General features: G+C 40.9%; 1 pseudogene. It reads left to right on the forward strand.

Annotated elements, in window-relative coordinates:
* Positions 1 to 115: 115 nt before the first annotated feature.
* Positions 116 to 2,734, forward strand: a pseudogene (locus QZU45_RS12000) (hypothetical protein); the annotation flags it as partial.

Genomic DNA, 2,734 nt, shown 5'->3' on the forward strand with positions numbered 1-2,734 from the left:
AATGAACAACCGCTTCTTTGAAGCCTCATCTTTTTAGATCGATATCTTTTCTAAATTAATCAGCTAATTACCCATATAGTATTTAAGATCCCGTGTATGGTTTGGTGGTGATTCAATGTCTTTTACGAAATCGCTTCTGGCGATTGCTGTATTTGAAGCTATATGCTGTTCGGCGCAGGCTGCAACCGTGAAGTATGTGGATATTTTCGGTAAGCCTATGTTTGCCCTAAATTTCGTAAATGACTATGCTCAACATGATGAAGCAGGAAATCTTTGGAGCCTGTCAGATGCTCAGCGGAATGCAATTGCTGATGCCTCCTCTATTTGGGGAGAAATTTTTGCAAAAAAAAGTCGTAATACCACCTACCTGCCTATTTCAATCAAACTGGTATATGACCCAAATAAACAGAATAACGCCTCAGCCTATTCAGGGGTTAGTGATAACAAAGGTTACTCCTTACTTCAGGATGGTATTATCACAGGAAGAATTGCCGGCAGTAGTCTTGCAGCATATGATATCAATCAGTCAAACTCAATTGATTTCATGCCTTATCTGTATCCTCTACCTACCTTGAATGTAGGTCAGGAATTAATCACGCTGACCTTTCATGAACTTACACATGCCATGGGTATTTTAACCGGTACTAATACTCTTAAAGAAATAGACGCTAGATGGGAATTAGTGAAGGATGATGAAGGCAGTTCTGATATTGTTGATGCTCTTTATGATTATGGATATGTTAATGATAATAACGAGCTTTCTGCCCCAGAAAGAACAGGTATTGTAGTTGAGCTTTCTGCGTTTGCAGAGCACTTGTGGTCTTACATGGAGATAGTTGATGGTAAGGGTAAAGAGAATCTTAACAAGACTCCTACTCAGCTTAAGTATTTATCTCTGCTTTCATCATCCACTAATCCGATAGAGGGATCATTTATTGTCGGTGAAGAAGATGAAAGTGGCGTTTACTTTAAAGGTGATAATGTTAATGAAGTTCTAAATGGAGCAGAGAAATTACCTGGTGTTCCAATAAACGGTTTTGAGGCTGAGAATAATGATTTTCTTTTTGAACTGTCTCATTTTGAATTAGCCCACAGCATGATGAGTCACCAGAACTGGCGTAACTACGTAACTCTGATGGAAGCGGAGATGGCTGTATTCCAGGATATCGGCTATAACTTTGACAGACGAAATTTTTATGGCAGTTCTGAATACCGTGATGGACAAATCTACACCAACACTAAACCTTTCTATGCCAGAAATGGAGAGGGTACAGCCTATATTGCAGGAAAGCCTAATACAGCAACTTTAGGTGTAGGCTTTCATCTGTATGGTTCTAACAATACCATTACCCAGGGAGCAGAGCTGTTAGCTGACGGAAGAGGCGGTACCGGTATCAGAGCAGACGGTTCAGGAAATAAAATAATAATTCCAGCCTCGACCAGAATTACAGCAAACGGTGATCACGGTACAGGAATTCTGATGTCCTATGGAAGAAACAATACGATTATAAGTCAGGGTACCGTTGTGGCAAAAGGTACAGGAGGAAAAGCAGTTGCCTTTGATTTTGGTATGAATCTGCTTGGAGATGATCTAGAAAGACGTGGATCCTATATCTATACACTTAAGGATGTGAAAAAAGATGTAACCGATCCTCTTAACCCGGCTAATGCAATATATGATGATATTAAGGAACTAGAAGGCCCACTGGTAAGTACATTTGAACTCTCCGGAAGCCTTGAAGGCAGTTATGCTTCAATCTACATTGCAAAGAATGCCTATGTTAACCAGATCAATGTGCTAAAAGGTGCTTCTATCAAAGGAGACATTATCTCTGAGTGGGATCCTAATAATGAATATATCAGTAATAATGCACCTCAAAATTTGTATACAGCTCTGAATTTCGGTTACGGAGTAAAGGCAGACGGAACATCCACAGGTTCAGGTGATGATTCTTTCTTCATGACTCTGGACGGTTCAATTGCAGGCTACAAGAGTTTAAATGTAAACCATAAAGCCGGAACTTTGAACATAGAAGGTACCGTCTCTGCCTATAATCTAAACAACAGCGGATATCTTGCCATCAAAGGAACTACGGCAGATAAATACAGTGCAGAAATCCAAAATTATTTTGAAACATCCGGTTCTCTTGAAACCGGCTTCTACGCGGACAGTACAAGCGATAAGATAAAAACTGCATACGCATCTTTGGATGGAAACTGGATTTTAAGACCAAATCGTGATTTCTATAGTAATAAAGCTCGAATTTCTCCAGAGTTTCCTGTAGTTTCATCAAATTCGTTGTTAGGCTGTTTTACAAAAGCAGGTTTGGTAGGCTCTTTCTCTCCAACACTGAAGATGAAGCTTTTGAATGACAGCGGAACTAATCCTGAAATTGAAATGTACCGTGACAGTGATGCCTATTCAAAATATGCGGAGAGCGGAGCAGATGCCGAGGTTGGCAGTGCCTTGTATGGCATAGCCTCTGAGGCTCAGGGAGATATGCAGGAGCTGATAACAAGTCTGGATTTCTCAGACATGCAGGGTAAGACTGTAACGTCAGCCCTAAAGCAGTTAGGACCAGGAGCCTTTGACTACGGTTCTATGACAGCCTTAAAGGACAGTACCGCTGTAACCGGAGAGATGATGCGTCATATGCAGGGAACCATGCTCAGCTCCAGATACAACAATCTGTATAACAGCGACAGTCTCATGGCCTCCAACAGCTATGATTTA

Source organism: uncultured Succinivibrio sp., from assembly GCF_902756765.1.
Taxonomy (GTDB): Bacteria; Pseudomonadota; Gammaproteobacteria; order Enterobacterales; family Succinivibrionaceae; genus Succinivibrio.